The 26167-nt window shown below is 42.0% G+C and carries 18 protein-coding genes and 3 pseudogenes; 12 read left to right on the top strand and 9 right to left on the bottom strand.

Annotation, left to right across the window (positions count from 1 at the left end; translation table 11 throughout):
* Positions 1–88: 88 nt before the first annotated feature.
* Together AB4167_RS00105 and AB4167_RS00100 are read left to right on the top strand one after the other, a co-directional pair.
* A complete protein-coding gene (locus AB4167_RS00105; protein WP_372135947.1) occupies positions 89–928 on the top strand; it encodes a tetratricopeptide repeat protein in 840 nt (279 codons plus the stop codon).
* Between the two features lie 161 nt (positions 929–1089).
* Positions 1090–2346, top strand: coding sequence for a peptidoglycan DD-metalloendopeptidase family protein (locus AB4167_RS00100; RefSeq protein WP_372135946.1), 1257 nt, complete (start codon positions 1090–1092; stop codon positions 2344–2346).
* 107 nt (positions 2347–2453) lie between these two features.
* On the opposite strand, the gene AB4167_RS00095 is transcribed toward AB4167_RS00100, so the two are convergent.
* Both AB4167_RS00095 and AB4167_RS00090 read right to left on the bottom strand, forming a co-directional pair.
* On the bottom strand, positions 2454–2774 hold the full coding sequence (locus tag AB4167_RS00095; RefSeq protein WP_004730185.1) for a heavy metal-binding domain-containing protein: 321 nt from the start codon (positions 2772–2774) through the stop codon (positions 2454–2456).
* A gap of 36 nt (positions 2775–2810) precedes the next feature.
* A complete protein-coding gene (locus tag AB4167_RS00090) occupies positions 2811–3758 on the bottom strand; it encodes a LysR substrate-binding domain-containing protein (protein WP_102393577.1) in 948 nt (315 codons plus the stop codon).
* Between the two features lie 91 nt (positions 3759–3849).
* On the opposite strand from AB4167_RS00090, the gene AB4167_RS00085 reads away from it, so the two are divergent.
* Complete coding sequence (locus tag AB4167_RS00085; protein ID WP_136974876.1) at positions 3850–4875, top strand: DMT family transporter; 1026 nt, start codon at positions 3850–3852, stop codon at positions 4873–4875.
* 42 nt (positions 4876–4917) lie between these two features.
* On the opposite strand, the gene AB4167_RS00080 is transcribed toward AB4167_RS00085, so the two are convergent.
* Positions 4918–7941, bottom strand: a complete 3024-nt coding sequence (locus tag AB4167_RS00080; protein ID WP_372135945.1) for an HD domain-containing phosphohydrolase — start codon at positions 7939–7941, stop codon at positions 4918–4920.
* 321 nt (positions 7942–8262) lie between these two features.
* On the opposite strand from AB4167_RS00080, the gene AB4167_RS00075 reads away from it, so the two are divergent.
* The 4 genes from AB4167_RS00075 to AB4167_RS00060 all read left to right on the top strand — a co-directional run bounded on the left by AB4167_RS00075 (position 8263) and on the right by AB4167_RS00060 (position 11848).
* Complete coding sequence (locus AB4167_RS00075; protein WP_017059533.1) at positions 8263–9009, top strand: phosphatase; 747 nt, start codon at positions 8263–8265, stop codon at positions 9007–9009.
* A gap of 144 nt (positions 9010–9153) precedes the next feature.
* A complete protein-coding gene (locus AB4167_RS00070; protein WP_017059534.1) occupies positions 9154–9549 on the top strand; it encodes a cytochrome b562 in 396 nt (131 codons plus the stop codon).
* A 301-nt stretch (positions 9550–9850) separates the two neighbouring features.
* Entirely contained in the window at positions 9851–10201 is a 351-nt protein-coding gene (locus AB4167_RS00065; RefSeq protein ID WP_372135944.1) for a hypothetical protein, read from the top strand.
* Positions 10202–10312: 111 nt separating this feature from the next.
* Entirely contained in the window at positions 10313–11848 is a 1536-nt protein-coding gene (locus AB4167_RS00060; protein WP_372135943.1) for a PepSY-associated TM helix domain-containing protein, read from the top strand.
* Between the two features lie 111 nt (positions 11849–11959).
* Here the strand turns inward: AB4167_RS00060 and AB4167_RS00055 are convergent, their stop codons facing one another.
* Entirely contained in the window at positions 11960–12343 is a 384-nt protein-coding gene (locus AB4167_RS00055) for a VOC family protein (protein WP_102393573.1), read from the bottom strand.
* The gene (locus AB4167_RS00050) at positions 12343–13275 is read right to left on the bottom strand and encodes a LysR family transcriptional regulator (RefSeq protein WP_102393572.1); all 933 of its coding nucleotides are present in this window, start codon (positions 13273–13275) and stop codon (positions 12343–12345) included. Before AB4167_RS00050 ends, AB4167_RS00055 begins: the two co-directional genes overlap by 1 nt.
* 172 nt (positions 13276–13447) lie before the next feature.
* Between AB4167_RS00050 and AB4167_RS00045 the strand changes: the two genes are divergently transcribed.
* Entirely contained in the window at positions 13448–14260 is an 813-nt protein-coding gene (locus AB4167_RS00045) for a helix-turn-helix domain-containing protein (protein ID WP_136978001.1), read from the top strand.
* Between the two features lie 20 nt (positions 14261–14280).
* Here the strand turns inward: AB4167_RS00045 and AB4167_RS00040 are convergent.
* Positions 14281–15032, bottom strand: a pseudogene (locus AB4167_RS00040) (EAL domain-containing protein).
* A gap of 281 nt (positions 15033–15313) precedes the next feature.
* Here AB4167_RS00040 and AB4167_RS00035 point away from each other — a divergent pair.
* Entirely contained in the window at positions 15314–17020 is a 1707-nt protein-coding gene (locus AB4167_RS00035) for a response regulator (protein WP_017059542.1), read from the top strand.
* Positions 17021–17030: 10 nt separating this feature from the next.
* Here AB4167_RS00035 and AB4167_RS00030 read toward each other — a convergent pair whose 3' ends face one another.
* Together AB4167_RS00030 and AB4167_RS00025 are read right to left on the bottom strand one after the other, a co-directional pair.
* Entirely contained in the window at positions 17031–18212 is a 1182-nt protein-coding gene (locus AB4167_RS00030) for an EAL domain-containing protein (protein ID WP_372135942.1), read from the bottom strand.
* Positions 18212–21439, bottom strand: coding sequence for a response regulator (locus AB4167_RS00025; protein ID WP_372135941.1), 3228 nt, complete (start codon positions 21437–21439; stop codon positions 18212–18214). Before AB4167_RS00025 ends, AB4167_RS00030 begins: the two co-directional genes overlap by 1 nt.
* Before the next feature lie 388 nt (positions 21440–21827).
* Between AB4167_RS00025 and AB4167_RS00020 the strand changes: the two genes are divergently transcribed.
* Together AB4167_RS00020 and tdh are read left to right on the top strand one after the other, a co-directional pair.
* On the top strand, positions 21828–23021 hold the full coding sequence (locus AB4167_RS00020) for a glycine C-acetyltransferase (RefSeq protein ID WP_017064793.1): 1194 nt from the start codon (positions 21828–21830) through the stop codon (positions 23019–23021).
* A gap of 110 nt (positions 23022–23131) precedes the next feature.
* On the top strand, positions 23132–24163 hold the full coding sequence (gene tdh, locus AB4167_RS00015; protein WP_372135940.1) for an L-threonine 3-dehydrogenase: 1032 nt from the start codon (positions 23132–23134) through the stop codon (positions 24161–24163).
* A 111-nt stretch (positions 24164–24274) separates the two neighbouring features.
* On the opposite strand, the pseudogene AB4167_RS00010 reads toward tdh, so the two are convergent.
* Positions 24275–25069: pseudogene (locus tag AB4167_RS00010) on the bottom strand (tyrosine-type recombinase/integrase); the annotation flags it as partial.
* A gap of 56 nt (positions 25070–25125) precedes the next feature.
* On the opposite strand from AB4167_RS00010, the pseudogene AB4167_RS00005 reads away from it, so the two are divergent.
* Positions 25126–26024, top strand: a pseudogene (locus tag AB4167_RS00005) (IS3 family transposase); the annotation flags it as partial.
* Positions 26025–26167 lie beyond the last annotated feature (143 nt).

The raw sequence follows: 26167 nt of genomic DNA, 5'->3' as shown, positions 1-26167 counted from the left end.
ATGGACATAGCAAACTTGTCGACTTCCTAGCTTGTATGCCTATTACGAGATACAGTTAGTCTAAAGATAAATATATAAGGAATGTATAATGCTTCGAATCTTATTGATTGCAGTTATCTCGGTGTTCAGCACGATGAGTTTTGCAAGCGAAGAGGTTAAGTACTCGGAACAAGAGTATTTGGATAGACCGCTGATGGAACGCTATATCTTGGATGAGTTGAAGCAGCTTCGAATGGAACAGCAGGATCTTGAAAGACGCTTGACCATTCAGATGACTGACCGGGAACTGACTGTGGCAGACAAGTCTCTGAATTACGCCAATGTAACCGTAACCTACTTCTTCTACATTATTGCTGGTGTGGCCTCTCTTATCGCGCTGGTGGGTTGGCAATCCATCAAAGAGCTTAAACACACAACTCAAGACATGGCTGATAAGCGACTTAATTCTATCGCTCAAGACTATGAGAAGAAGTTTAATGTTCTTGAACGGGATCTTAAGCGCAAGACCAGAATCATTTCCGACAACAACCGCGAAATTGAAATTATCAATGAGATTCATAACCTATGGTTGAGAGCACAGAACGCACAAACGGCAGAGCAAAAAATTGAAATCTACGATGAAGTACTGAAGGTTCGTCCTGGAGATTTAGAAGCACTTACTGCCAAAGCTGACGCTGCTATGGATATACAGGAATACCACTGGGCAATGAGTCTTTGTAACCGTGTATTAGAAGTCGATGACCAAAATGCTCATGCCTTGTATCAACGTGCTTGCGCCTATGCTCGATTAGGGGCAGAAGGTCAAGCTATCGATGACTTAGAGCGCGCTATTGAAGCCAGTGGGTCCATGAGAGAGCTGCTAACTGAAGAGCCGGACTTTGAGATGCTGCGAGGCTTAGAACGCTTCGAAGTACTTCGTGAAGAGTAATATGAGGTAAAGATCCGTGTTAACTAAGGTGGTGGGCTTTGCATGCTCACCATACTTTCACACCTATCGCGCTACGGTTTCTTACATTTCATTTATTTTTTTGATTGAATTGTTATGTTATAACACTTTCTAAGTTCCTCGTTATAACCGCTAAGTATTTTATGAAGTTCCTCCGTATTGGCCTGATCGTTATTGCGATCAGTGCATTTTCCCTTGCTGCTTTGCTCTCTTTTCACTCCGAACCAGCACCAGAAATCTCTATCAAAATAACACCTTATCAAGGTTCTCAACCGAATGATGAAGCAGCCATCGACTCGCAACCGACTCCTAACTCTTTGGTTAAGGTCCATTATTTTGTGAAAGTTGGCGATACGCTAAGCAACATCTTTTCGTCATGGCAACTGCCTTATGGAACCGTTCAAAAGGTGATGGAAGCGGATCTTGAGTCTTTAAAGCTCGACACAATAAAACCTGGAGACCATCTAGAGTTGCTTTTGGATAGTGACTCTAAACAACTCGTCGAGCTGATTTATCACGAGAGTCTGGTTGAGCAAGCAGTCTTTACTCGAAACGATGATGGTAGCTTCACCTATAAATTCCACGAGATCCCAGGCGAATGGAAAGAAAAACTCTATGCGGGTAGTGTCCACGGTAGCTTTTCAACGTCAGCCTACAAAGCGGGGTTAACTACTAACCAGATAGCCAATATCACCCGCACACTAAAAGAAAAAGTCAACTTCGCTCGTGAGCTGAGAGCAGGTGACAGCTTTAATGTATTGGTCAAAGAGCAGTACACGGATGATCATTTAACGGGCAAAACAGAAATTCAAGGTATCTCAATTCAATTAAGAAACCGAGAAGTCGCAGCTTTTCTAGCACCAGATGGTCTTTTTTATGACAGAGAGGGAAATAGTCTAGAGCAAGCCTTTGATCGATACCCAGTCGACAGAAAATTCCGAAGAATCACTTCTTCGTTCAATCCGACACGAAGACACCCAGTAACTGGGCGAATCTCACCGCACAATGGTACCGACTTTGCGACACCTGTAGGTTCACCTATCTACTCAACTGGTGATGGTCGTGTGGTGGCACTCCGTGACCACCCGTATGCTGGTAAATATTTGGTGATTGAACACAACAGCGTATATACGACGCGTTATCTTCACTTGAGCCGCTTCTTAGTTAAGAAAGGTCAGCAAATTAAGCGAGGTCAGAAAATTGCGCTATCGGGTGCTACTGGCCGTATTACTGGCCCGCACTTGCACTTTGAGGTATTGGTTCGTGGTCGCGCCGTCGATGCGATGAAGGCTAACTTACCAATGGCAAGCTCAATTATGCCTAAAGATAGAAAAGAGTTTTTGGCTCGAATTGCCTCTTTTGATGCCATGATTTCTGAGCCAGCAGATCGTGCGAGTTAGAGATATTCAAGCCTAAGTTGGCCAACGAATATAATCACGCCCCTTAGCTAGCGATTTAGCTAAGGGGCGTTTTTCTTGGTAATCACACGATTTAGCGAGTGATTCAGTTAAGCAACCACCACTGCCGTGCCACTAGCAGAGACCATCAACATGCCATTACCTGTTCCCAAGACTTCGTAATCAATATCGACACCAACCACCGCGTTGGCACCTGCTTCAATTGCTTTCTGTTCTAGCTCTTTGAATGCGTAGTTACGAGCTTTCTCCAGCTCTTTTTCGTAAGTGCCAGAACGCCCACCCACAAAGTCACGAATACCCGAAAACATATCTTTGAAAACGTTCACCCCTAGGATGGCTTCTCCGGCAATAACCCCTTTGTAATCGACAATGCGTTTGCCTTCGACTGATTGTGTGGTGGTAATAATCATAATGGCCTCTTGTAAGCTTGCTGAGCTGTCACTCGCTTATTGATTGATAGTTTGGTCTTGCTCTTGAATGTCATCGTTCAGTGCTGTCTCTGAGCGTGTGAATTCATGTCTTAACCATGTTCTCAGTTTTAGCACACTTTCTTGTTTTAATTTGTTTTTCGGGCAAACAAAGTAGAAATCTTGATGCGGGTTAGCAACCGGTTTACCCAGTTCAACGAGCATCCCATGGCTGATGTCATCCTTCACAAACAAGCGATGCGTTACTAATACGCCTAGTGAACGAATCGCAGCTTGTACTGCTTGAATGGAGACATCGAACGTCAGATTGCTATGGAATGTGGGCAGTGGAATTTGGTAATTGTCGCACCACACTTGCCAGTCGTGTTGCCGCCTGAGGTTAAAAACGCCAATGGTCGGGTTTTGTTTGACGAGTTGCTCGACGCTCAATCCGGTCTGGTTTTTTAATAGAGTAGGGCTGCACACCAAGACCAGATCATCGTCGCCCAGTTTCTCGCTGTAATATTGCTCCCACTCATTGGGCTTGCCATGTACGAGCGCAACATCGACCCCTTCCTGTTCAATATCGAAAGGGCCAGTTAGCGTCGAAATACGGATATCAAGTGAGGGAGCGAAAGCTTGGAAGTCGGGAACTCGTGGGATCCACCAGTGCATCGCGAGCGAATTGACCATGTTGAGGGTAATGCGGTGGTCGTTAGGCGTTCTGGCAAGCTCTTCGGTCGCCTCTATCACTTGCTCAAGTGCGGGCGCGACTTTGCGGTAATATCGCTTACCTGCGGCATTAAGAACAACACGACGACCGACTCGTTGAAACAAAGGCTTGTTGACCAGTTGTTCTAACGACTTTATCGCTTGGCTTACCGCAGAGTGACTGACGTACAATACCCGCGCGGCGTCGGTCATGCTGCCAGTCTCAGCAACAGCAATGAAAGCATAAACGGATTTAAGCGGAACGAGTTTTTTCATTGGTAAGTTTTCCTTACAGTTATAGTTAATATTACTCGCTATTTTTCATTACGTCACGCCTCTAAAATAGATGTCATAGGAGGTGATAATTATGTCTGATATTACCAAGGCGACGACTTTCATGTTGTTGTCGACGTTCAGTTTGTCTTTAAGTGGCTTGATGGCCAAGTATCTATCTGAAGTGATGCCCACTTCGTTACTCAGTTTTGTGCGTTTTTTGTTACCCAGTCTGTTTTTATTTCTTTTCCTGACTTTTTACAAAATCAGCAAGCCGACACGAGAAATGTGGAAACCTTTGGTGATGCGAGCGATCTTTATGGTGGCGTGTCAGTGGTGTTTCCTTACTTCACTGCAAACCTTAACGCTGGTTGAAGGGGTTGTGTTATTCAGTACGGGTCCTCTGTTTATTCCATTGTTAGAAAAGTTAATATTTAGAACCAAGATTCATACAACGACGATCGTGTGTTTAGCTGTCACTTTTGTTGGCGTAGTGATGATGGCGGGGGATTGGTCGCAGTTTGAGTTGGGTTCTGAGTTCTTTAGACCTGCGCTTCTGCTTGGACTTCTCGCGGGGGTATTTAATTCTGGCTCGCAAGTGAGTTTGTACCGAGCGTCTAAAACTAGCCTGACACCAGCAGAGCTTAACGCGTGGACCTTTTTAGTCGCGGCAATCATTGTGATTCCAATGGTGGTGTTTACTTCACTTTCTGCGGTGCCCGATGTGCTTGAAAGTGCTGAAAAAGGCTTCGTGTCGGCGTTACTGTCTTTTGACGATTTACGCTGGATTGTTCTCGGATCACTTGGTCTTGCACTGTTTACCATCAATACCCAAATCTTCCGTTCCAAGGCGTATAAGCTTGCAGACAGTGGCTCCCAGTTGGCACCTCTGATTTTTACTAACATGCTGTTTAGCGCGCTTTGGCAGGGCTTGTTCTTTGATGATGTGTTTTCTACACAGCAGATGATTGGCATTAACCTGATTGTCGTGGCGAGCATCACCAATACATTGCTGGCAAAAAGACACAGCAAGGCGAAAGCCAAACAAAAACCGCACACCACAGTGGCTGTAGCGACTGTAGTGGACGTTGCGGTATTGGACTCGGCAGCTAAAAGCTAACCATTGAGTTATGGCTTATCCTCTGAATGGTTAATTTAAAACTTAGAACAATGAGCGTATGTATTCTTTTACTCGGTCGATGTGTTCGTGCGGGTCAATCTCGCAGCGTTGGTTCATTTCTAGGAATCGCTCAGCGTATTTATCGTAGATTTTGTTTTCCAAAAACAGTAAATACAACTTGGGATCGATATGACCGCTGGTGGCCATGTCGGTCATGATGTTGAGTGATTCGCTTAAGAGTTTACCTTTCTTATAAGGGCGATCACTAGAGGTGAGCGCTTCAAAGACATCAGCAATTGCCATTGCTCTGGACGGCAGAGGTAACTGGTCTTCGTTTAAGCCTCTTGGGTATCCCTTACCGTCGATACGTTCGTGGTGTCCGCTGGCGATATCCGGAATGTTTTGAAGGTAAGGCGGGTAAGGCAACTTGTTGAGCATGGTGAAGGTTTGGATAATATGATCGTTGATCATGAAACGTTCTTCATCGTTTAGCGTACCACGGCGTACTTTCAAATTGTGCAGTTCACCTTGGTTGTATTTAACTTCTCCGGGCTTAAGTACAAACGCTTCTTGCCATACATCGGCAGGGTTAAAGCCATTGCCCCAAGGTATTTTATGCTCCGGTTTGTCTGCAAGCAGAGGCTCCATGACAGGCAAACCCTTTTCCTGACTTGTTGGCTCAGTTCTCTCTTTCTCAACCGACTCTTTTTGGGTGTTAAATCTCTCTTTTTCAGACCAAGACAAACCCAATTGATCATCCAGTGTACGTTTCCATTGGCGTTTGGCTATTTGATCTAAGCGTTCTAGCTGCTCTTCCGTCATAGATTCGCCGCCAAGATTACACTCAGCAACGAAGGCAAACTCCTCATCCAGTTCAGACAGGCTTTGTTCGAGTATTTTGAGTTGTTCTTCTTGTAGTGCACCGTTCGCCATCGCTTTCCAGTAATCGGTTTCCGCTTGCTGTTTCAACAACTCAAAACGCATTCGCACTTCGTGGATTCGGTCGTAAATGGTTTCCAGTTTTGTTGCCTTATCTACCACATATTCAGGCGTGGTCACCTTGCCGCAGTCATGAAGCCAAGCGGCGAGCATCAACTCTTCCCACTGTTTACTGTCCAATGAGAATTGCGGGTAATAGCGGTCATCATCTATGGTTGCTTGAGTTAGCCATTTGGTGAGCTCAGGCACTCGTTGGCAATGCCCGCCCGTATAAGGTGACTTGGTATCAATCGCCGATGCAATCAGCTCAATAAAGGCATTAAGCATGTCTTTTTGTTGCTGCATTTGGTCGATGTTGTCTTTCGCTATTTCCGCAAAGCTGAGCAATTCTCTTAAAAAGGCGTGCTTGTCTGCCTGCATCTTGGTAATTGGTCTCTCATAGCCAATTGCCACAATCCCTACCAACAGTTTCTCTCGGTTTAATAGTGGAAATAGGTACAGGTCTGAATTGAAGATCGAATCTTGGTAATAGTTGAGAACATTGTCTTCTCTGTTTAAATGGATCGTCTCACCAGATTTAAGCTGACACAGCAACCAAGGCGTGTGTTTGATGAAGTCATTGATGTCGGCCTTAAAAGGAAGAATGGCAAGGTTGGCTGCCGTATCAAACACGTCTTTCTCTTTGGATTGAGTGAAAAGGACAATGGTTTCTGCTTTGGTAATTAAATAGCTTTGATGAGCAATGTTCTTGGCTAAGATCGAAAACTCCTGATTCCCGGCGGTGTCTCGAAGTAGGGTAATCAGATCATGAAGCGTGTGTTCCATTAGCTCAATCGAGTGGGCGAGGTTAGCCACTTCTTGAATCATGCTTTTGGGATAATGAGTACGCCTGAAGTCGAACCGAGCGATGTTGTCGGTGAGTTGCATCAGCGTATTGAGCGGCTGAGACAGTCGATTAGCAACAAACCATACGATAGCGAAGCAGATGAACAACATCCCAATCGCGACCGCAACTTGCTTGTCTCGCATCGAGATAAGATCAGCGAGCAGCTCATTGTGTGGCGTCGCTTCTGCCAAGTATAAGGTGACATTTTGAGTCAGTTGAACCGGCGTTAGCGTTAGTGCCCAAGTGTTTAAGTTGTACTCAACGTTTTTTAGATTGAGGTTAAACTTCTCTTCATCAGACATAAGCGGCGCAATAACGGACGCTTTCAATGCTTCCATCTGTTCACGTTTGGGCACATTAAAGAAGCTTTGGTCTTGCTCACTGCCAGAGAGATTCCCCGTCGTTTGGTTGTTCGTTTGCTCAGTTTTACTTGTGTCATCAGATTGGGAGTCAGGCTTGGGTACTGATAGCTCAAGTTGATGCTGACCGAGAAGATTAAAATGTTGATCGAACAAGGCGAGCCGGGTTTGCGGAGAATAAGCTAATTCACTGATCTGAGAAGAGAGGGAACTCAACGTAAAGTCGGCACCAACCACATGCTTGCCATCGGCAGAACGCCTAGAGAGTGTAATGCCATTGGTTTGCAGGAAATAGAATAGATAGGGCTCAGAGAGTTGTATTGAGCCATCAGGCTTTGCGTTACGAAACCAAGGACGAGTGGTGGGGTTGAACTTACTCTCTGCTTGTCGAGTACTGATCACTTGATGTGCGCCATCAAGATAGGTAATAAAGTTTTCACCGTCTAGATTGGTGCTGCTGACCATCATGGTCGCTTTAGCGGGCGCGCTGTTTTCGGCTCTCTGTTTATTGGTGCTTAATGGACGAAAGATTCTGAAGTCACCATCTTCAGAACCATAAAATAGAGCGACCAAATTGGTGTTTTGCTTGAAGATGATATCGACCGAAGCAAGCCAAGAGTCTTTTTCGACAGCGGAAGCTTGATGAGCAACAAACGGGCTCACCGCCATCACATTTAAGGTTGTGATAACAGGGGCAATGGCTTGTTTAAATACTGATTCCAGTTTGTCGCGGTGCTCATTACTGATCTCGCGCACTGTGCCTAGCAGCAGCTCTTGGGAGTGCCGATAACTAATCGAAATCAATACCGCACCGACAAGTGTTGTCAAAATTAGGAAAAGGCTAGTGATGTGGATACTCAGCGGATATCGTCTTCTTCTCATCTAACACTCCAGTTTGTAGGCTGGTTTAAGTATTGACGAACTTGGGTAGGTTGCAAAAAATTGGCGCAATTACCGAGTGTGTGCGGTTCGACTTAGATAAGACCAAGCGCTGGCTGGCTCTGGTTAGCCACGTATTCCCGTGTCGTGTAAATGAACCAGTAATAAACCTTTATGTTTGGGTGCTAATTGTCACTTTCAGCTGATAAACTGGCCGAATTGTTGCCATTAGGCATTCATTTTCTGAAGTATTCTTTTCCTGAAAGAGATTCAGAGTTACTTTCTGAAAAACGTATTTTGACCGAGCGAAGAGGGCATTGATTCATGGAACTCAAAGTAGATACTCACACCCACACATACGCAAGTGGTCATGCTTACAGCACATTGATCGAAAACGCCAAGTCGGCAAAGCAAAATGGTTTAGCCATGTTTTGTACTACTGATCATTCAGAATCAATGCCGGGCGCGCCACACTATTGGTTCTTCAGCAATCAGCGTGTGCTCCCTCGTTTTATTGAAGATGTCGCAATTATTCGAGGTGTTGAGTCAAACATCATGAACACACAGGGTGAAATCGACATTCATCCGAGTGTGGATAAGAACTTGGATTGGGTGATCGCGAGTTTTCATGAGCCAGTATTTCGCCCATCGGATGTCGCTACCCATACAGAAGCATTGTTGAATGTGATTAAGGGCGGTCGAATTGATGCGCTTGGTCACTTAGGCAATCCTAATTTTGATTTCGATTTCGAAGCCGTTATTCAATGTGCGGTTGAGAACAACGTGGCGATTGAGATCAACAACACCACACTCAAAGGCAATAGCCGAGTTGGCAGTGTTGACCGCTGCTATGAGATTGCAAGAATAGCGAAAGCGAAGGGTGCATTTATTACAACAGGCAGCGATGCGCATTTCTGTTTAGATGTCGGTGGCTTAGACTTAGTCGCAGCATTGTTAGATGAAGTGGGCGTAGATTCGAGTAAAGTGATTACCCATTCGCCAAAGCAGTTCCTAGCCTTTTTGGCCTTGCGCGGTCGTAATGAAATCCCAGAATATTCAGATCTTGTTTAAGAGAATGTCGGCGGGTTTGCATTTCGACACAATCAATTTTTGTGCCTGAAAGATTTTTGTATACACTAGCCGAAAATAATAAAGTCGAAGTGCCACAGTAATGACGGCTCTAACTTCAAAGACACCGCTTCACTTGGAGAAACAATGAAAACTCGCTCAATCCTTTTATCTGGCTTAATCGCTGCTTCAGTATTGTCTGGCAACGCATTTGCTAATGTAGACCTTAAGAAAAACATGCAAGAAATGAAGCTTGCGTTCAAACAAGCGGCAGAAGCTCAAAGCATTGAAGAGATGCAAAAGCCTATCGTTCGTTTAGATACGCTAGTGGCAGAGCTGAAAACGGGTGTTTACCCAGTCGAGAAAGAAGACAACTTCATGGAAGGCTTCAAAAAGATCAGTGCATCACTGGATAGCATTGAGCAGAAGCTAGACCAAGGTGACTTAGCGTCGGCACAGCAAGAACTTCGTACTATTGATGGCCTTCGTGAAGAGTACCATGAGAAGCGTAACCCAAGCATCTGGAGCAAGATCTTCGGTTAATTCGTTAATCATGAACGTTTGCTAGATAGGTAACAAAGAGCAAACCTCAAGATTCGATTTCTAAAACGCCGCCTTACATTACCCTCTTTCGAGGAAGGTGTAAGGCGGCGTTTTTATTGTCTCTTTTATCGAAAGCCTGCTGCAAAGAGATGAGTATTACTTTCTTAGTTTTAGTGTTGTAACCAGTATTTAACGAAAAAGAGTGTGCGTTAGCTTCAATTTTTTAACTTGCTGTTAATCTTTACGTTTACCTATATTCCAAGTCCCTCATAATAAGGGAAATTTATAAAGACTTGGAATAATGCGCCAAACCTCGTTCAACTTCTTCATGTTACTTGCAACAGCATTAAGCTGGGCGCTAGTGACATTAATGCCTGTTATCAATGCTCATGGTAATAGTGCGGGAGTATGGGCGTCGTTATGTACGGTCAATGGCTTTGAACTGGTTCAAATTGAAGAAGGCGAACCCAATACCCACAAAGGTAAGCCGTGTCCCTTTAGCCATTTTTCTACGTTTCACCAAGACGAACTTCCAACTACACTACTGACAACTCGACTGAGTTCTATTGTCTCAGACAGCTACGCTTTTTTGGCTCTAAGCGAACGCTACACGAGACAAGCCCCGCGCGGCCCTCCCTTTGATATTGCTTAAACCTAACCCACTAAAATAATTAAAAAATAAAGTATTAAGTAAAGTTAAACATGCTCAGATTACTTTCTGATTTTTCAGAAGGTATGTTTGCGTGTGTCAAAGGAAATAATAATGTTGAGAAATGAATCTCACACCCCTGCGAAAGCACAAGCAACTTCGCAGTCTAAAAGCAGTGCAACAACCGGTTCGAAAACCAATATAAAAAGCAACGACCGCAATAAAACTCTCTACTTCCTCTCTTGGCGCTGGCACTTCTATGCCGGGCTATTCGTTATCCCATTTATGTTGATGTTGAGTATTACTGGTTTGGTGATGCTGTTTGACGATGAAATCGAACTTGCTTTCCATCAAGACGCGATTGAGATTGCCGTATCGGGCGAACCGATCAAGGTGTCACAACAATTAGCTGCCGTACAAAATCAATACCCACAAGGTACGGTGACACAGTTTGTACCTAGCAAAGTCCCTGATCTGGCTAATCGATTTTCTGTATCACTTGAAGATGGCACTTCCGTTTTCGCCACGGTGAATCAATACACTGGCGAAGTGGTAGGAGAAATCCCCCGCAGCGATAGCCTGTATCAGCTAGCGAATGACATTCACGGCACTTTGTTGATTGGTGATTGGGGTGATTATCTAATTGAAGTCGCAATAAGCTTGTCTATTCTGTTGCTCATCAGTGGTATTTACTTATGGTTACCGAGAGATAACGCGAGCCGCGCTGGTTTTCTTAAGCTTCGATTTGGTTCAGGAACGCGTATTTTAATGCGTGATCTGCATGCGAACATTGGAGGTGTGTTATCGCTCGTTCTGTTGTTGTTTATTCTGTCTGGATTGGCATGGACAGGTTTTTGGGGCGGTAAGCTTGTTCAAGCATGGAGCACTTTCCCTGCTCAAATGTGGGACGATATTCCGTTGTCTGATAAGACGCACGCTTCCCTCAACCATGGCTCAGAAGAAGAGCTACCTTGGAACTTGGAGCAAACACTATTGCCTTTGTCTCAAGATAAGCCAGCAGAACACGTTCATCATGTGGAAGAGGCGACGGAACCTCATGATCACTCTAAGATGGGTGAAGATCACTCTCAACATGTGTTGTCAGCAAGCAACTTCGACATTGATGACGTTACTGAAAAAGCATACTCACTTGGCTTTACACGATACAAGGTGAATTTCCCGCGTTCAGAAACGGGTGTTTACACGGTCACAGCCAACACTATGGGCGGTGACATCATTGATCCAACGCAGGACCGTACTACGCACCTCGACCAATACTCAGGTCGTATTCTGGGTGAGGTGACATGGCAAGATTATAACTTCATTGCCAAAACGTTAGCGGTAGGTATTTCATTGCATCAAGGTGACATCAACATCATTAACAAGCTTCTAAATGCTTTGTTTTGTTTGGCGTTCATTGTTGTGTCCGTGACTGGCGGTGTGATGTGGTGGATACGTAGACCTTCAGGTCAAAGAAAGCTTGGCACGCCACCGAAGTTTGGCGATGCAGGGCTTTGGAAGACAGGTTTAGTGATCGTGATAGTTATTTCAGTACTGTTTCCACTGGCGGGAGCGACGATCGTGACAGCAATGCTGCTGGATTGGTTACTATTTTCACGCGTTGAGAAATTCAAGACGGCATTGAGTTAATTGATATACAAACTGACCTCCTTTTTGAGGAGGTCAGTTTCATTATTCAGATGACATGCTCTGTTTATTAAGAAGACGTTAGACTTGTACAGCTCTATATTTGATAAAGCTCTAGATTTCATAAAGCTCTAACGGAAGCCCGTCAGGATCGGCAAAAAAAGTAAATGCTTTACCTGTAAATTCATCAATTCGGATCTGTTCGACTTCGATTCTTTGTTCTTCCAAATAGCTTTTGATTTGTTGAACGTCATCAACACAAAAAGCTAAGTGTCTTAGCCCTTGAGCTTCGGGAAAGCTAGGCCTTTCTGGCGCGTTAGGGAAGCTGAATAGTTCTATTTGAGCACCATTAGGTAGCGCTAAATCAAGTTTGTACGACTGGCGAGCCTCACGATAGTTTTCGGCAATGATCTCAAGTTTCAAAATCTCGGTGTAAAAGTGCTTCGATGCGTTGTAGTTTGAACAGATTATGGCTGCGTGGTGTATTCCTTTCAACATCAGTTTATTTCTCCTGCCAACTTGTCACCTAAGTGCTCCATGGCGTAATCAATGAATACACGCAGTCGAGCGGGCATGTACTTGGTTTGAGCAAACTGCATCGCAATCGCACCATGGTAATTACTCTTGATGGTCCAATCTTCCAACACTTGTACTACAGCCCCTTCAGCCAACGCATCTTGAATCACGAAGTCATGGAAAATACCGACGCCTAGACCTTCTTTCACACCTTTCAGTCGCATCTGCGAGTGGTTAACTGCGTAACGTCCACTGACGGGTACTGTGTGAAATTCATCATCTTTAAGAAAATCCCAAATGTGATCTTTGTCTGTCTCTGCAAGATACAAACAGTCGTGTTCAGACAGCTCGGTAGGGTGGTGAGGAATCCCCTTGGCATCTAAATAGTCAGGGCTTGCACACAACACGAGGTTTGTTTTTCCTAACTCTTTCAATACTAAGCTTTCGTCGGGCTTATCAGTCAGGCGGAAAGCAATGTCGATGCCTTGACGTAAAATATCGATGTCGCCGTCAGCCGCTCTCAATTTAAGTTGGATTTCTGGATACTGATTTAAGAATGGAACAACGAAAGGCTGCAATACCGAATTCAAGAAGGCTTCAGGCGCCGCTACCGTTATCGAGCCTGCAGGTTCGGTATGGTCGGAGGTAGACAGTTCAACGGCTTGTTGCGCTGCGTTGATCATCACCACACTCTGATCATAAACCAATTGACCCGCTTGCGTAATGATAAGGGTACGAGTGGTACGCTCAAACAGTTTCACCGATAGCGCTTTTTCCAAGCGGGTGATGAGCTTACTCAAGGCTGACGGTGTCACGCCTAACTGTTTTGCTGCAGCCGTAAAACTACCTTCGTTAACCACCAAAATGAACGAGGCGAGGTCCGGAAGCAGGGCGATGAGTTTTGGGTTAATCATAAGTATCCAATAGGCTAGTTTCAACGATGAACTTAATGGCAATTGTGAGCGATTTACTCTGATTTGTGAATCAATTTCATTAATTAACTGACTTAATAAAGCGATGTTGAAAGCGCCATTTATTAACGAGTGTAAGTGAACTACACTGATAAAAAAGCTAGGTAAGTGACCGATGAATAAAGAGAATTTTCCAGAAGAGTTAAAACGACTTCGCGAAGCAGCATCCATTTCTCAGGAAGAATTCGCAGAGTTGTTGTCCCATTCTCATCGGGCATTCTCTGGTGTGAATCAGGTAATGGTGAGCCAGTGGGAAAGGGCAAAAACAGTACCGAGTTTTGTGCGCCGTCTGGGTATCGCAAGCTTCTTTCAGCTAGATTACGACTTTTCCGTTGAAGAAATGGTGCAAGTGAAAGCTGCCACTAAGAATGTGGAGCGTCCATTCAGTGTTGATATTGGTTATGACTATGAGGTGACGAGTGTTGAGTCATATAGCATGGGGACACTTCCAGCGAAAAGACTCAAATCGATTCAAATCATGCATCAAAAAACCTATGGCAAAGATTTTATCGAGGTTTCTAAACATCTAGGCGTAATAAAAGAAGATATGCAGGTACTGTGTTTTCTTTTTGAGGGCGTCATTATTGGGCATGTGGTGTATGACGGGTTAAGTAAGATGCTTTGCAGTGTTGGTGCCGTTAGTATTGTTATTCGTCGTAAGATCTTCGATTACATGGCGGACAATTTATCGGGTACTGAATTCCGCTTTCCTACTCTTGATCCTGCAATGTCCCAGTTCCTCTATGATCTTTACTTAGAGCCGTATATGAGCAAACTCGGCATGCCATTTTTCAAGGCTGATATAAAGAAAGTAGTGAATAACCCGTTCTCTCAGAACATCCAAAACAAACACGATATTTACTTCAAGTGCATTCGATATCACGATCTTAAGCAGAAAAAGAAAAGCGTCGAGTTTGTCTTAAATTAACCTTGCTTGAGTACTCACTTTTACATGACAAGTCTAAGATCGGTCAAAGGCAGTGGTTTTGAATATAGAAAGCCCTGATAGCTATCAAAACCTAGCTGGTGGACGAGCTGATGTGTATCCGTATCTTCAACACCTTCTGCCACGGTTTCGATTCCAGACTCTTTGCAGTACGCCAACGTGCGCTTCACCAAGTCCGAACGTGCTGGTTCTGCGCTATTCACGATTGACTTATCAAACTTCACTTCATCAACATTAAGGCTCATCACCTTATTCATATCTGAATGGCCAATGCCAAAGTCGTCGATTGAGGTTTTAATGCCAAGAGATTGAAAGCGTTTTATCTGCTCACAAAGTTGGTCATCCAACTGATCGTTTTCGCTCAGTTCAAAAGTAAGCTGCTTTGCTTTGAACGACGTATTCCAAAGTAATTCGCGAACCTTTTCCACGTTATCAGGGTTAGCCAACACCTTCTTGCTGATATTAACTGCCAAGTTCAAGTGAGATGAGAGAGATTTTACCTCTGTCAGTGATTGCTCAAGAACACTAAAGAAAATCTCTTCTTCATAACCCAATCAAATGCACGATCAATAAACACACCTGGAGAGAAAATCCCTTCTTCTGGAATATCTAAACGAAACAGCGCTTCAACACCAGTCACTTTCTCGATACTAGGTTCAACCTTTGGCTGATAAAAGCAGGTGTGCCAGTCGTTTTCGAAGGCTTCTTGAATGATGTGGTCTGATAGGTTCACTTGTTTGGTTTCTCTTCTCATCGTGTTTCATTTGTATAGCGGCGTTGCTGGTGCGCATTCTGAGAGAAGCGGGCATTCATCACTATATCGTTTTGAGATGAAAAATTGAGATTTGATATGAATTCAGGGTGAGTAACATATTTTTTGTTATTCTTCTTCATATCAATTAGCTGGATATTACTGGTGTGAAAAGTGTGATCTTAAGTCAAGAATAACTGGCATCACATTTTTTTGTAACTGGAGGGATTATTTACAAAGTTGGTCATGTTACACTTGCCCGGTTATAGGAGAGCAACCCATTTATGAAAAATTACAGTGACATATTAGCTTTAATAGTTGATGACTCCCCAGTGATCTTGTCGAGTATTCGAAGAATGCTGATTAGCTTAGGTTTGAATGATAAGAATATTTATCATGCAAAAGATCCTAAAGCTGCTATCTGGCACTGTAAAAAAATGGGTTTTGACCTGATTATTTGCGATTATAATTTTTATACACGCCTCAATGGCAAACAAGTCTTTGAAGAGCTTCAACACTACAGTTTAATAAAACCAAAAAGTAGTTTTATAGTGATAACTGGCGAATCATTATCAAAAATTGTTCGTTCTATTATTGAGCTCTCTCCTGATGAATATATTTTAAAACCTTTTAATTCAGCTTATTTTACTAATAAGATCCGAAGGTCTCTAGCAAGAAAATCTGCTTTATATCAGCTTTACCAAGCAAAAAATCAGAAAGATTATACTCGCGGTCTTAATTTATGTGATGAACTGGAGTTTGAACACCCTCAATACCATTTTCTAATTCAAAAGTTTAGAGGAGAGTTCTACGCATTGTTAAATATGTTTAATGAAGCGAAAGAGCTATATGACTCAATTATTGTTGAAAAAGACGTTGAGTGGGCAAATGCTGGCTTAGCTGATAGCTTAATAGAGCTAGGTGAGTTTGCTAGAGCACAATCTATTGTTGAAAAAATGCTAGCAAAGGTACCGAATTCGACGCAAGCGATGACGCTAAATGCAAAATATGACATTTATAATGGTGATATACCTAAAGCAATAAAGCAGTTTACTATTATTTCTGAGTTGACCCCTGGTAACCCTGAACGTGAGTTGGTTATTGCAAACTTATGTGTATCTCAGGGGGACTATAGAAGTGCTGCTGCCAGGTTTATGATGTATTACGAACTTAACATCGACACGTATCGCGATAGTTTAGAAGCTCGTTATAATTATATTCGATGCATTCTTTTTATTCATGACTCGATTCAGCAAAATCGTTCATTAGTTAACGAAGAAGAAGTTGAAGAAGATCCAAAAAAATTAAAAATTGAAGCTTTAAATGAGTTTAGGCAAATATCCTTATTAAAGGAAAAAAAATACAACCGAAGTGATGATATGCAAGATAAAGTTGTAAATTATGATATTGAACAAGAGCTTTTGATGTGCCATTTCTCTATTGTTGAGGGGAAGCTTAGGGAAGCGATTTCTATATTAAAGCATATTTACTCGTGTAACTTAGTGGAAGGGTTTTATAATAAGTATCATTTCTTATATCTCTTGAGTTTGCTTTCCTTTAATAAAGAATTTAAGGAGTATGTACATTCCATAAGAGCGGATATGAATGAAAGCCAGTTGAGTCCAATGTTACTTAAATCTCAAGTAGAGTTGATGAAATCTTTGACAAGTAATCATGCAACTCAGACTGATGTGGTCAATGAAAAGCTTGAGAATGCGAGTATATATCAAGGCTCTAATCAAATTATCGACGCATTAGACGAGCTAGTGGACATTCGTTCGAGAAATATTTACATTCGAGAAGTCAATATGCAACTTATTCAGTTGTTGTCTTCAGGTTGGCCTTCTAATTATTCTGCACGGGACGTAAAAGCTCTGTTGAAAAGCTGTTTTAAAGTCTGTAAAGAACTTTATAAACCAATAGAGCTAAAGCAACTTGGGATATTAGATAACATTGCTTTAGCTGAAAGTAGAGTTGCAAAATTTTCTTAAGTTGTGGCGGTTATTTATGACGAGTACCGTCTACTTTGAAGTGGTTAGGAAGTTCGTTTAATGGGATAGGCGCACCAGTAAAATAGCCTTGGCATAGGCTAAAGCCCTGTTGACGTAAAATATGCCAAGTAGCACTGTTTTCTACACCTTCAACAACAGTATTCATACCCATGGTGTCTGCTACCTGGCGTAACATTTTTACTAGAACTTGATGCTTAGGGTTTGTTGCTAGATCAGAAACAAAGCTTCTATCAATTTTCATTTCTGTAAAAGGAAGCTTGAGAAGTTTATCTAATGAGGCATACCCTGTTCCAAAATCATCAATCGATAATTTGAAACCATGTACTCTTAGCCGAGCTAGCGTTGAAAGTGCAACAGGTCGGTTACGATAAGCTTGAGACTCAGTTAATTCCAAAGTTAAGTACTCATGCGGAAAATTGAACGCTTTGCATGCTTCAATGATTTTGTCGCAGATATTTGGTATTGCAAGGTTTTCTTGCGTCATGTTGACCGATACAGAAATATCGAAAGGGCAAGTCGAAATATCACAAAGTGCTCGATTAAGGACGACAAAGAATAGTTGATCCATCATGTTGCATTCTTCGATAGTGTCCATAAATGAAATAGGGCTGAGAATTCCCAGTGTCGGATGTTTAACGCGTGCTAGTGCTTCTACTGAAACAAGCTGCTGATTATCAAAGCGAACTTTTGGTTGGTAATAATTGATAACCTGACTGTTTTGAAAAGCGTCATGTAGATCATGTGCCGACAGGCTATCAGGTGGTTGGTTTTGCCATGTTTGTTCAACACTTTGTGTGAACTTAAGTAGTTCATTTGCTAAGTTAGACTTTAGATCTTTCTTTTTTAGGAGGGACGAGTAGTTGAACTCCAAAAGTGAGCTGATATTTAATGTTAAATCGCAAATATCATCTTCCGCAGAGCTAACAATCACAACACCTAACTCTTTGGTGATTTCAGATATTTCAAGTAATAACTTGATACCGTCCATATTAGGCATGTTAATGTCACAGAATGCCAAGTCGATACTACTGTTTTTCATGAGAGCTAGCGCTTCTATGCCGTCTTGAGCAACATATACATGTTCAACGCCTAACAGACTAAGTTCGATCTTTAATCGAGTGCTCTGAATAAGGTCATCTTCAACGATCATTACTTTCAAGTTATGCTGCATTATTCGATGCCCTCGAGTAGATCTTTTACTTCTTCAACGATTTCGTTCATTTTCTTGGTCAGCATACACTTTTGGCTTACAATTTTTTGAGGATCGAGCTCGTTTTGTAGCTCTTGAGCTAGAGTTGCAATCTCAGTTAGACCTAACATGTTCGCCGTGCCTTTTATTTTATGAGCCAGCGCCCTCAGATCTACATCACTTTTGTCCAAGCTTTCAATGTCTAATGACATTGATTGAATAATGACACTATAAATATCTCGTTTATTTTCATTACTGTAATCCGAGAAATTGCTCTCGATTTCACTCTCAGGCTCTGACGTTGAGAGAGGTTCGGATTTCACTAGAAACTTAGATATGTTGTCATAGATTGCCTTTGAATCGATCGGTTTTGAGATTAATGCGTCAAAGTACTCAAAATTCTCTAAGGTGTAGTTGGATTCTCCAGTACATCCAACAATATTCGCGTAGCCATACAGCCCGATGTTTGTTTTAACTTCTCTTGCTAAACTGTGGCCATCGAGATTTGGCATGTGAATATCTGTGAGGATTAGATCGTACGCACCTTTGCGCTCTTTTAGTTGTGTTAACGCGTGCTGTCCATCATTTGAAACGTCGCTAGAAAGCCCTAGGTCTTTTAATTGATTCTTTAATAAGCATTGATTAATCAGGTCATCTTCAACAATTAATACGTGCCCAATTAGTGTCTCCATCATTTTTTCCTCTGAGAGCTGAGTTGAAGGGGATTTTTGATTATCATTTAATGGCATCAGATCTGAAATAAGTTGATTTAGTTTTAAGTTCAATTCAATCAATGACTCTTGTTCTAACTTTTCTTCATGAGAAACACATGCTTGGTAGAGTGTTGTAGCACCTAGGTTGCCTGCTGTTCCTTTTAATTGATGTACTTTTTGGTGTTCATTGGCTTCAATACTAGTACCACGGTATTGTTCTATGAAGGCGCTTAATAGCTTGAGGTACAGTGCTGTGTTCCCGGCCGCGATTTTTAGGCCAGCTTCTAAATCAATAGTGGAAACTTTGCTTAGCCAGTTCGGGATTGGAGCGACAGGTTTGTCAGCAACCACCTCACCAGCGTCGTTAGTTTCTACAATCTGGTTTGTGAACCATTTTAGCATTTTTCTATACATGTCTTGGGTGTCGATAGGTTTTCCTATGATGTCATTCATACCTGACTCTATTGCTTTATCAATATCTGCAGACATAATGTTCGCAGTCATAGCGATAATCGGTAAAGAAAGTCCTAATTCCTGACGAATCATTTGAGTTGCTTGATAGCCATCTATCTGGGGGAGTTGGCAGTCCATGAGAATACCATCGTATTTTTGTTGACTCAGTTGATGTATAGCTTTCTCACCATCGGAGCAAACATCCAAGCGGGTGACACCTTTAAGTAGAGCTTTTACGAGCTCTTGGTTAATAAAGTTGTCTTCCACTAATAATATATGCTTGTTTTTTAAAGGTTTTAAATTCAACTTCGGAACATCAGCTTGATTTTCTTGGTTATCGAGTATCTCTGGAGCAATATCAAGGATGATCTCAAATGAGAATTGACTACCTTTACCTTGATCGCTTTTAACTGTTAAGCGACCTCCCATGAGTTCAACAAGTTGTTTACTGATAATTAAACCGAGACCAGTGCCTCCATACATACGACTCGTAGATTCGTCTACCTGGATAAAAGGTTTGAATAGCTTATCTATATCTTCACCTGATATTCCGATTCCTGTATCTATAATTTCAAAACTGAGTTTTGTTTTATTTTTGTTTACATTATCACATGAAATTAATAAGTTGATCTCACCTTTTTCAGTAAATTTGATCGCATTGCCTACTATGTTTAATAGAATTTGGTTTAATCTTAATGAGTCACCTAAGACATAATTTGGAATGTCATTACTATAACTTAGTTTTAAATTTAAACCCTTCTCATTCGCAATGATAAACATCATCTCGTAGAATTCGTCAATCAATGAAGGCAGCGAAAATATTTTATTTTTTATATTAAATGAACCTGATTCAATTTTTGATGTATCTAAAATATCGTTGACTATCTTCAATAGAGATCTAGAGGCGTTATTAACATTTTTTATATATTTATTTTTATCGATATCGATGTCAGTATTCGTTGCTAATTGACTCATACCAATTATTGCATTTAAAGGCGTTCGGATTTCATGGCTCATATTAGCAAGGAATTGAGACTTTATTTTTGTAGATGATATAGCCTCATCTCTAGCAATTGTTGCCTCGTGTGTAAGCCTTACTAAACTCTTTAATGAATGGTAAATCAAGTACGCTAACATAACCATACCAATGAAAAACAACAACGTTAGTAGCGTAATGAGATAAGAGGTCAGCTTTAAATCACTCACACTATTAATTCTTTCGTCACGAATAGAAAGTATGATTGCTTCGGCTTCTAAAACGGATGGAGTAGCTTCTTTAGAATTTTTAATCAATGCATAGTTATTCTTGTTTAATTTAGTAAATATATCAATGTAGAAATCAGTGTCTTCTGATAATTTTGATAGATAATATGATTTATCTTTGTTTTTTATAAGAGGTATTAGCTCTTCTAAATTGGATTTTATGTTTTTAAGAATACCAATAGCTTCATTTAATTGCTGAGTGTCTAGTCTTCTTCCAAGAGTAAGAGAGTTGACTATTTTTTTGTTTATAGCAGTTTTATCACTTATCAAACTGTTTATAAGTTCAATTGTGTGAGGGTTTCTATAAGTATAGTTGAAGTTCAGAACCATCTTTATATTATTATTTACCAAATTAGAGCGTGCTGCGTACTCGGCTATTATTGCTTTTCTTTCTTTATCTATCGCAACATACTCTAAAAAGCTCTCTCTATATTTACTGATAAGAACGAGAATTCTTTCTTCATTGTGATCATTTAAATCTAATGTCAGATCCTTGGCCTTTTCAATATAGCTTAAGGCTTCATTTAAATATTTTTCACTATTATCTCTTACATAGCCTAACGTGTTAAGACGAGCCCTATCCAAAGAAAATATCAACTCTCCAGTAGTATGAATACGTTTAAGTACCTCAAAAACCTTATTTGTTCCTACCCTGGTACCAATTGCTGTGGTAACGAGGAGGGTAAAAACTAAAAGAAAGCTAATCATGATTAGCTTAATACGACTCTCCTTTTTCTCACTCTTAGATAATTGATCAAAGTTTGGGATCATTTTTGGCATACATACTCGGACTAATATTAGAAATTTACGACGTTGTGAGAGCGCTGATGACTATCATGTGAATTACAATAGTTTAACGGCAGATTCTATATAAGGAAGTGGTTTTTGGAGAAAATTTATTTTGTTGGCTGGCGAAAAAATCACGGTCTTTGGTGATGGTTATAGTAAGGCTCTCAAGTTGCTTGGTAAATAATCGTGTCGCTTAGAGTTTGATTTGTGCCTGTGATTCATTAATGTTTTTCCAACTAAAGGGATAATCGAGAAGGAGATGTTCAACTAGAATAGGGGTATAAGTTTTACAGTGTAAATGATCGAATTGAAATCGTTTACATCCCCTACATAATGCGGCGCGCGATGCTGCTGAATAATAATTAGGAAGGAATAGACAATGTCTTCTGCATTTTACCAACAGATTCAAACTCAAATCGAAGAAGTTAAAGAAGAAGGTCTTTACAAGTCTGAGCGCATTATCACTTCTGCTCAAAAAGCAGCGGTTTCTATCTCGACTGGTGAAGAAGTACTAAACTTCTGTGCAAACAACTACTTAGGTCTTGCTAACCACCCAGCTCTTATCGAAGCAGCTAAAGATGGTATGGATCAGCACGGTTTTGGTATGGCTTCAGTACGTTTCATCTGTGGTACTCAAGATTCTCACAAAGAACTAGAGCAAAAGCTTTCTACGTTCCTAGGTAAAGAAGACACTATCCTTTACACATCTTGTTTTGATGCAAACGCTGGTTTGTTCGAAACAATTCTAGGTAAAGAAGACGCAATCATCTCTGACGCACTAAACCACGCATCTATCATCGATGGCGTTCGTCTGTGTAAAGCAATGCGTTTCCGTTACTCGAACAACAACATGGAAGAGCTAGAGCAGCAACTTATCGCTGCTAAAGAAGCTGGCGCTCGTCACACACTAATCGTAACTGACGGTGTGTTCTCAATGGACGGCGTAGTGGCTAACCTTCCTGCTATCTGTGACCTTGCAGACAAGTACGATGCACTAGTAATGGTTGATGACTCTCACGCAGTGGGCTTCATGGGCGAAAACGGAGCGGGTACTCACGAGTTCCACAACGTTGTAGACCGTATCGATATCATCACTGGTACTCTTGGTAAAGCAATGGGTGGCGCTTCAGGCGGTTACACTTCTGGTAAGAAAGAAGTGATCGACTGGCTACGTCAGCGTTCTCGTCCATACCTATTCTCTAACTCTGTTGCTCCTGCAATCGTATCTGCGTCTATCCGCGTTCTAGATCTTCTTGCGGAATCTGGCGACCTACGTACTCAACTATGGGAAAACTCTGCTCACTTCCGTACTCGCATGGAAGAAGCTGGCTTCACTATGGGCGGTGCAGACCACGCAATCATCCCAATCATGCTTGGTGATGCAAAAGTAGCGGCTGAGTTCGCTGAGCGCGCACTAGAGAAAGGCATCTACGTTGTAGGTTTCTCTTTCCCTGTAGTACCAAAAGGTCAAGCTCGTATCCGTACGCAAATGTCTGCTGCACACTCTCGTGAGCAACTAGACCGCGCAATCGATGCGTTCATTCAAGTTGGTAAAGACATGGGTATCATCTAATTTTAAAGGGATGCCACGAGCATCCTTTAATTAGATAGAGCAACGCCCAGTAGAATATATAGATTTTTGATTCTCGCCTTACAGTTAGGCGAGATGAACTAGGTAACATTATGAAAATTAAAGCACTTTCTAAGCTAAAGCCTGAAGAAGGCATTTGGATGACCGAGGTTGAAAAACCTGAAATGGGTCATAATGATCTTCTTATTCGTATTAAGAAAACCGCAATTTGTGGTACTGACGTACATATCTACAACTGGGATGAGTGGTCACAAAACACAATCCCAGTACCTATGGTAGTAGGTCACGAATACGTGGGTGAAGTTGTTGGCATTGGCCAAGAAGTTCGTGGTTTTGAAATCGGCGACCGTGTATCTGGCGAAGGTCACATCACATGTGGTCACTGTCGTAACTGTCGTGGCGGCCGTACTCACCTTTGTCGTAACACAACAGGTGTTGGTGTTAACCGCACTGGTGCGTTCTCTGAGTTCCTTGTGATTCCTGCGTTCAACGCATTTAAGATCCCTGCAGAAATCTCTGACGATCTAGCTTCAATCTTTGACCCGTTTGGTAACGCAGTACACACAGCACTTTCTTTCGACCTAGTTGGCGAAGACGTGCTAATTACTGGTGCTGGCCCAATCGGTATCATGGCTTCAGCTGTTGCTAAGCACGTTGGTGCTCGTCACGTTGTAATCACTGATGTAAACGAGTACCGCCTAGATCTTGCTAAGAAAATGGGTGTGACTCGCGCAGTAAACGTGATGGAAGAGAAGCTTGAAGACGTAATGTCTGATCTTGGCATGACTGAAGGCTTCGATGTAGGCCTAGAAATGTCTGGTAACCCATCTGCGTTCAACAGCATGCTGACTAACATGAACCACGGCGGTAAGATCTCTCTACTAGGTATTCCACCATCAGATATGGCAGTAGACTGGAACCAAGTAATCTTTAAAGGCTTGGTTATCAAAGGTATCTACGGTCGTGAGATGTTCGAAACTTGGTACAAGATGGCTTCATTGATTCAATCTGGCCTAGATCTAACACCAATCATTACTCACCACTACAAAGTGGACGACTTCCAGAAAGGCTTCGACATGATGCGCTCTGGTATGTCTGGTAAAGTAATCCTTGATTGGGAATAGTCTAAATTAGGCTCTCATTAGCAAAAGGCGACAGGTTAAATTGTCGCCTTTTTTACGTCTAAAACCGCTAAATAACGCTCGATTACAGTGGCTGTCGCCATTTTGTCGCCATTAATTTTCTAAAGGATTGAGGTGAACTGCCTGCATCAAATGCTCGGGAGCAAAGTGAGAATACGCCATTGTCTGCTCAATTTTTGTGTGACCTAGAATCCGCTGTAACACCAAAATATCCCCTTTATTCATCATAAAGTGCGAAGCAAATGTATGCCGTAGAACATGCGTTGCTTGCCCACTTGGAACATGATTAGGTAAAGCCCTTTTAATGTAGCGCCAGGCATCCTTATAAGTAGTGTCAAAAATCTTATGGTCGTTCACTGCGATATCTAAGATCTCATGATACAAAGCAGGTGAGATGGGCACACTTCGATTTCTCTTACCTTTTGTCTCGGTGTAAGTTAGCTTGAATTCAGCTACTTGTGAACGGGTAAGAGTGAGAGCTTCACTTATACGAGCACCGGTGGCTAAGCAAATCTTAGAGATTACAATGAGCTGTGGAATCGAGACTGTAATTACGCGGTTGAAATTCTTCAGGTTAAATAGGAACTCTTCAATTTGTGGCTTGGTTAGATATGCCAGGTTCTTCTCGCTAGTTTTGATTGTATCGATAGCTTCAATCGGGTTGGGGTATTTCCATTGATTGTACTTGATTAGTTTCTTGAACATTCCCTTTAGATAAATCAATTCCATGTTATGTGTTGTTGGTGAAATCTCAACAGATTTATTTTTGCCACGGTAAGGTATTCGTGTTGCACGATAGTCCAAGTAGTCTCGTTCTTTAAGGTGGTAGGCAATCGGGTTACCTAATCCTTCAATTGTTTTGGCTATCAGATCCCGAGCTACTGATCCGCACCAGCAGTTTTGGACACTGAGTTAAGTGAGTACAATCACTAATGAGGTGAACCATGACAAGCAAGAAGAAACGTATTATCCATTCTCCTGAATTTAAAGCCGAAACCCTGAAGTTGGCAGAGAAAGTGGGAGTCGCTACAGCTGCAAGACAGCTCTCGTTACATGAATCTCAGATCTATGGTTGGCGAAAAGCCACAAAGAAGAATTCTAATATTAGCCAACGAGAACAAGAATTGGCCGTTGAAATCGCTAAGCTAAAAAGGCAGTTGGCAGAGCAAGCAGAAGAGCTAGAAATCGTAAAAAAGGCCGCCACCTACTTCGCGAAAAATCTAAAGTAAATTGCTATGAATTTATGCTCGAACACCTGCTGAGTTTCAGTATTTCCCGTATGGCTAAGGTGTTCAGAGTTTCTCGAAGTGGGTTTTATTATTGGGTTGAGAACCGCCACAAGGCAATTCAACGTGAGACAGAGCGCCAAAAGCTTGATACCAAGGTAAAAGAAGCCTTTGACGTTAGCAAAGAACGAGATGGCTCAAGACGTATTCAGAAAGAACTGGCAGAGAGCGGTGATAACCATAATGTTAAGACCATTGCCGCCAGTATGAGACGTCAGGATTTAGTAGCGAAAGCAGCACGCAAGTTTAAGTGTACAACGGACAGTAAGCATAAAATGCCCGTTGCTCCGAACTTGCTCGCTCAAGATTTTAACGCAACGGCTCCGAATCAAAAATGGGCAGGAGACATCACTTATGTAGCCACAAGCGAAGGCTGGCTGTACTTAGCTGTCATTATTGACCTTTATTCAAGGCAAGTAATTGGTTGGTCTATGGATACGAGAATGACGGCTTCACTGGTCTGTGATGCCTTATCGATGGCTTTATTCCGTAGAGGGTTCCCTGAGCAGGTTATAACTCATAGCGATCGAGGTAGTCAGTACTGCTCGAAAGACTATTTCAATTGCCATTACGCTGAAAGTTGTTACCCATTCACCGCTACACTTGATTATTTTCAATACGTTAAGTGCAAATACTACTAATCTGTCCAAGGTTTAGAGGACCTTGAACAGATTAGGTATCGGTGTTTTTCAAGGTAGTT

Origin of the sequence: Vibrio sp. 10N.286.49.E11, assembly GCF_041469505.1 — a bacterium.
In the GTDB taxonomy this organism is placed as follows: Bacteria; Pseudomonadota; Gammaproteobacteria; order Enterobacterales; family Vibrionaceae; genus Vibrio; species Vibrio crassostreae_C.
This window is presented reverse-complemented; position numbering and strand designations above follow the sequence as displayed.

What these genes read in the sequence shown, in the direction of transcription:
- AB4167_RS00105 (WP_372135947.1), top strand. Translation starts at nt 89, where the DNA reads ATGCTTCGAATCTTATTGATTGCAGTTATCTCGGTGTTCAGCACGATG.
- AB4167_RS00100 (WP_372135946.1), top strand. Translation starts at nt 1,090, where the DNA reads ATGAAGTTCCTCCGTATTGGCCTGATCGTTATTGCGATCAGTGCATTT.
- AB4167_RS00095 (WP_004730185.1), bottom strand. Translation starts at nt 2,774, where the DNA reads ATGATTATTACCACCACACAATCAGTCGAAGGCAAACGCATTGTCGAT.
- AB4167_RS00090 (WP_102393577.1), bottom strand. Translation starts at nt 3,758, where the DNA reads ATGAAAAAACTCGTTCCGCTTAAATCCGTTTATGCTTTCATTGCTGTT.
- AB4167_RS00085 (WP_136974876.1), top strand. Translation starts at nt 3,850, where the DNA reads ATGTCTGATATTACCAAGGCGACGACTTTCATGTTGTTGTCGACGTTC.
- AB4167_RS00080 (WP_372135945.1), bottom strand. Translation starts at nt 7,941, where the DNA reads ATGAGAAGAAGACGATATCCGCTGAGTATCCACATCACTAGCCTTTTC.
- AB4167_RS00075 (WP_017059533.1), top strand. Translation starts at nt 8,263, where the DNA reads ATGGAACTCAAAGTAGATACTCACACCCACACATACGCAAGTGGTCAT.
- AB4167_RS00070 (WP_017059534.1), top strand. Translation starts at nt 9,154, where the DNA reads ATGAAAACTCGCTCAATCCTTTTATCTGGCTTAATCGCTGCTTCAGTA.
- AB4167_RS00065 (WP_372135944.1), top strand. Translation starts at nt 9,851, where the DNA reads ATGCGCCAAACCTCGTTCAACTTCTTCATGTTACTTGCAACAGCATTA.
- AB4167_RS00060 (WP_372135943.1), top strand. Translation starts at nt 10,313, where the DNA reads ATGTTGAGAAATGAATCTCACACCCCTGCGAAAGCACAAGCAACTTCG.
- AB4167_RS00055 (WP_102393573.1), bottom strand. Translation starts at nt 12,343, where the DNA reads ATGTTGAAAGGAATACACCACGCAGCCATAATCTGTTCAAACTACAAC.
- AB4167_RS00050 (WP_102393572.1), bottom strand. Translation starts at nt 13,275, where the DNA reads ATGATTAACCCAAAACTCATCGCCCTGCTTCCGGACCTCGCCTCGTTC.
- AB4167_RS00045 (WP_136978001.1), top strand. Translation starts at nt 13,448, where the DNA reads ATGAATAAAGAGAATTTTCCAGAAGAGTTAAAACGACTTCGCGAAGCA.
- AB4167_RS00035 (WP_017059542.1), top strand. Translation starts at nt 15,314, where the DNA reads ATGAAAAATTACAGTGACATATTAGCTTTAATAGTTGATGACTCCCCA.
- AB4167_RS00030 (WP_372135942.1), bottom strand. Translation starts at nt 18,212, where the DNA reads ATGCAGCATAACTTGAAAGTAATGATCGTTGAAGATGACCTTATTCAG.
- AB4167_RS00025 (WP_372135941.1), bottom strand. Translation starts at nt 21,439, where the DNA reads ATGCCAAAAATGATCCCAAACTTTGATCAATTATCTAAGAGTGAGAAA.
- AB4167_RS00020 (WP_017064793.1), top strand. Translation starts at nt 21,828, where the DNA reads ATGTCTTCTGCATTTTACCAACAGATTCAAACTCAAATCGAAGAAGTT.
- tdh (WP_372135940.1), top strand. Translation starts at nt 23,132, where the DNA reads ATGAAAATTAAAGCACTTTCTAAGCTAAAGCCTGAAGAAGGCATTTGG.